We start from the raw sequence: 4,423 nt of genomic DNA, 5'->3' as shown, positions 1-4,423 counted from the left end.
CTCCGTGCGTTGCCGGTGTTCAAAGTCGTCGCCGGCTCGAACATCAGCACCACGGGCTCCGGCGTCAGCGAGCGCGGCCGGTGTTCGACGCCGCGCGGCACGACGATGAAGTCGCCCTCGCCGAGCTCGACCGGCCCGTCGCGGAAATCGATGGCGATCCTGCCGCGCAGCACGAGGAAGGCCTCGTCCTCATTGTCATGCGCGTGCCAATCGAAGACCTCGCCGAACTTGGCGACCTTGGCCTGGGCGTCGTTGACGTCGCCGGCGATATGCGGATCGAAGACCTTGGCGATCTTTTGATCCGCCGCCTCGACCAGATTTATCTTGCGCGGAGGCATCCGCTTTAGCCCTTCACCGCCTTGACGATCTTCTTGGCCGCGTCGTCCAGATCGTCGGCCGAGACGACATTCAGGCCGCTGTCGTTGATGATCTTCTTGCCGAGCTCGGCATTGGTGCCTTCCAAGCGCACGACCAGCGGCACTTTCAGCCCCACTTCCTTGACCGCGGCGATCACGCCCTCGGCGATGACGTCGCACTTCATGATGCCGCCGAAGATGTTGATCAGGATGCCCTCGACCGCCGGGTCCTTGGTGATGATCTTGAACGCCGCCGTGACCTTCTCCTTGGAGGCGCCGCCGCCAACGTCGAGGAAGTTAGCCGGCTCAGCGCCATAGAGCTTGATGATGTCCATCGTCGCCATGGCAAGGCCGGCGCCGTTGACCATGCAGCCGATATTGCCGTCGAGCGCGACATAGGCGAGGTCGTATTTCGACGCCTCGATCTCCTTCTCGTCCTCTTCGGTGGTGTCGCGCAGTTCCATCACGTCCGGGTGGCGGAACAGCGCGTTGTTGTCGAACGACACTTTGGCGTCGAGCACGCGCAGATGCCCGTCCTTCATGACGATCAGCGGGTTGACCTCGAGCAGGCTCATGTCCTTCTCGACGAACGCCTTGTAGAGGATCGGGAACAGCGATGCGCCGTCCTTCGCGGCATCGCCGTCGAGCTTCAGCGCGGCATTGAGCGTCTTCACGTCGTCGGCGCTCACGCCCTTTTCCGGGTCGATGGCGACGGTGACGATCTTTTCCGGCGTGTCATGCGCGACCGTCTCGATGTCCATGCCGCCCTCGGTCGAGACGACGAAGGCGATGCGGCCGACCGAGCGGTCGACAAGGATCGACAGATACAGCTCGCGGGCGATATCGGCGCCGTCCTCGATATAGAGGCGGTTGACCTGCTTGCCGGCCGGGCCGGTCTGCTTGGTGACCAGCGTGTGGCCGAGCATCTCGTTGGCGTTGGCGACCACTTCGGCCGCCGACTTCGCCAGCCGCACGCCGCCCTTGGCGTCGGGGCCGAGTTCCTTGAACTTGCCCTTGCCGCGGCCGCCGGCATGGATCTGGCTCTTCACGACATAAAGCGGGCCGGGCAGCGCCTTTGCGGCGGCCTCCGCCTCGCTTGCCTTGAACACCGGAACGCCGCTTGCCACCGGCGCGCCGAACGTCTTCAGCAGCGCCTTGGCCTGATACTCATGGATGTTCATGCGCTTGATCTCCGGGGAGGATGATTGCTTTGCCGGCGAGATTACTTGCCGGCGAGATGCGGGGCGATCTTGGTGCAGGCCTCGGCCAGGCCCTGGACGGCCGCGACCGAATTGTCGAACATCTTCTGCTCGGCCTTCGACAGGTCGATCTCGATGACCCGCTCGACGCCGCCGGCGCCGATCACCACGGGAACGCCGACATAGGTTCCCTTGACGCCATACTGGCCGGAAAGGTGCGCTGCGCAGGGCAGCACGCGCTTCTTGTCCTTGAGATAGGACTCGGCCATGGCGATCGCCGAGGCCGCCGGCGCGTAATAGGCCGAGCCCGTCTTCAACAGGCCGACGATCTCGGCGCCGCCGTCACGGGTGCGCTGCACGATCTGGTCGAGCTTCTCCTTCGAGGTCCAGCCCATCTTGACGAGGTCGGGCAGCGGGATGCCGGCGACCGTCGAATAGCGGATCATCGGCACCATCGAGTCGCCATGGCCGCCGAGCACGAAAGCGGTGACGTCCTCGACCGAGACCTTGAACTCCTCGGCCAGGAAATAGCGGAAGCGGGCGCTGTCGAGCACTCCGGCCATGCCGACGACATGGCTGGTCGGCAGGCCGGAGAACTTCTGCAGCGCCCAGACCATCGCGTCGAGCGGGTTGGTGATGCAGATGACGAACGCCTTCGGCGCGTATTTCTTGAGACCCGCGCCGACCTGTTCCATCACCTTGAGGTTGATGCCAAGAAGGTCGTCGCGGCTCATGCCCGGCTTGCGCGGCACGCCGGCGGTGACGATGCAGACATCCGCGCCCTCGATGCCGGCATAGTCGTTGACGCCGGTCAGCCGGGAGTCGAAACCGTCGACGGGGGAAGACTGCGCGATGTCGAGGCCCTTGCCCTGCGGAATGCCCTCGGCGATATCGAACAGCACCACGTCGCCGAGATCCTTGAGGCCGATCATATGGGCGAGCGTGCCGCCGATCATGCCCGACCCGATGAGCGCTATCTTGTTGCGTGCCATGTGAGGATGTTTTCCCTTTGTCTGTGACGGTGCCGTGACGGGGCCGGGGAGGCCGAAAGGATGCGGGAGGCCGCGAGATTTCGCCGCACCCATTAGCGCCGGCCAAAGAAAAATTCAAACGATTATTTTGAACCCAGTATTTTCAATCGGTTAGATGCTTCGGGAATTACGTAAACGTCAAAGTTCCTGAGCCGACTGACGAGAATTTACACAATGAACGTGGAAATCAGAAGGCTTCATCCCGGCGATGACGCCCTTGTGAATTGATGGCTTGGTTTCTGACGCTGGGGGACAGCGCTGCGATGGCCGGCTGCAGCTACACCTGCGCCTGCCTTGCCTTCGCCACCGGCGCCGTCTCCCGCCGTTCCGCCCAGCCTTCCAGCCAGTCGCGGCTCTGCATTTCGACCAGGCGTGAGGCGGTGCGTTCGAATTCGAACACTTCCGTGCCGCGTTTGGCCGTGTAGAGCCCTTCCGGCGGCGCAGCGGCGCTCATCACCAGCCGCATATGGTGGTCGTAGAGCGTGTCGATCAAAAGAATGAAGCGCTTGGCCTCGTTGCGCTTGCCTTCCCCCAGCACCGGCACATGGTCGATAAAGACCGTCGAGAAACGGCCGGCGATGGCCAGGTAGTCGCGCGCGCCGAGCGGCTTTTCGCAAAGGTCGGCGAAGGAAAAGCGCGCTGCATCCCCGGCGGCGCGCGGGACGACGAGCTGGCGGCCTTTCAGCGTCAGCATCACCTCTGCCGTCGGCTGGCCATGCGTCATCGCCTGCCAGGCCTCGTCCAGCGCACGCTCGGCCGCAGCGTCGTCCGGCGTGACATAGACCGGCTGGCGGTTGAGCTTTTCCTGGCGGTAGTCCTTGTCGGCATCGAGCGTCATCACATGCGCATTGCGCTCGAGCAGCGAGATGAACGGCAGGAAGAGCTGGCGGTTCAACCCGTCGCGGTAAAGGTTCTCCGGCGCCACGTTGGAGGTGGCGACCAGCACCACGCCATTGGCGAACAGGGCCGAGAACAGGCGCGACAGGATCATCGCGTCGGCAATGTCGGTGACCGAGAACTCGTCGAAGCACAGCACCCAGGCTTCATCGGCGAGCGCCCGGGCGACCGGCGGGATCGGATCGTCCTCCCTGACCGTGCCTTCCTTGCGCGCCTGCCGGTGTTTCTGGATCCGGTCCTGCACATCGGCCATGAAGTCGTTGAAATGCACGCGGCGTTTGCGGCGGACCGGCAAGAGCTCGAAGAACATGTCCATCAGCATGGTCTTGCCGCGACCGACGCTGCCATGGATGTAGAGGCCTTTGACGGGCTCGCGCGGCTGCCGCTTGGCCGCGAACAGCCAGCCCAGCGCGCTCGATTTCTGTGCCAGTCGTTTGGCCGAGATCTCGTCGATCAGCCGGTCGAGCGCGGCGACGATATGCTCCTGCGCCGGATCGCGCTCAACAGCGCCGCTCTGGACGAGATGGTCGTAGCGCTGCCTGACGGTCGCGTGGGTCTGGAGGCCGTCACGCAGGTGCATGGTTCACATCATTTACTTTGAGCAGAATGCTCTGAGGAGACGCCGCCAGGCTACGTTGAGTTTCAGGTCAGGCCATGTCGAGAAGGGTGGGTTCCGAGAACCGGAGCGGAGCGTACTTTAAGTACGTGAGCACCGGAAGCACAGGAAGCCGCCATTCGCAGGCCGGCCTCACCTGAATATCGGCATAGCCTACCTTGTAAGCGAGATGGGCTGCCCATTGGAAGTCTGGCCGTCGAACTTTTCGCCGCCTGACGAATAGAGCCTGGCCAGCGAGCCGCCATTTTCATCGTAGAGCGTCAGCTGCTTGCCGGCGACGTTCCACGACTTGATGCCGTCGATCGGCGCCGGGCAGAGCTGCAA

Annotated in this window: 5 protein-coding genes; all 5 read right to left on the bottom strand. The window is 63.6% G+C overall.

What is annotated here, in order from left to right; genetic code table 11:
- Positions 1-338 (bottom strand): cupin domain-containing protein (locus EOA24_RS28670; RefSeq protein WP_133374655.1); only part of this gene is annotated, 338 nt, incomplete at its 3' end.
- Between the two features lie 5 nt (positions 339-343).
- Entirely contained in the window at positions 344-1,537 is a 1,194-nt protein-coding gene (gene sucC / locus EOA24_RS28665; protein ID WP_126080450.1) for an ADP-forming succinate--CoA ligase subunit beta, read from the bottom strand.
- A 41-nt stretch (positions 1,538-1,578) separates the two neighbouring features.
- Entirely contained in the window at positions 1,579-2,547 is a 969-nt protein-coding gene (gene mdh / locus EOA24_RS28660; RefSeq protein WP_126080449.1) for a malate dehydrogenase, read from the bottom strand.
- 316 nt (positions 2,548-2,863) lie between these two features.
- Positions 2,864-4,063, bottom strand: coding sequence for a cell division protein ZapE (gene zapE, locus EOA24_RS28655; RefSeq protein WP_126080448.1), 1,200 nt, complete (start codon positions 4,061-4,063; stop codon positions 2,864-2,866).
- 189 nt (positions 4,064-4,252) lie between these two features.
- The coding region (locus EOA24_RS28650; protein ID WP_189354295.1) for an AprI/Inh family metalloprotease inhibitor at positions 4,253-4,423 on the bottom strand (171 nt) is incomplete at its 5' end.

The sequence above is a fragment of the Mesorhizobium sp. M2A.F.Ca.ET.039.01.1.1 genome, assembly GCF_003998035.1.
Classification (GTDB): Bacteria; Pseudomonadota; Alphaproteobacteria; order Rhizobiales; family Rhizobiaceae; genus Mesorhizobium.
This window is presented reverse-complemented; position numbering and strand designations above follow the sequence as displayed.

Bases quoted from the DNA above. Each gene is read 5' to 3' on its own strand.
- mdh (WP_126080449.1), bottom strand. From the start codon at position 2,547: ATGGCACGCAACAAGATAGCGCTCATCGGGTCGGGCATGATCGGCGGC.
- sucC (WP_126080450.1), bottom strand. From the start codon at position 1,537: ATGAACATCCATGAGTATCAGGCCAAGGCGCTGCTGAAGACGTTCGGC.
- zapE (WP_126080448.1), bottom strand. From the start codon at position 4,063: ATGCACCTGCGTGACGGCCTCCAGACCCACGCGACCGTCAGGCAGCGC.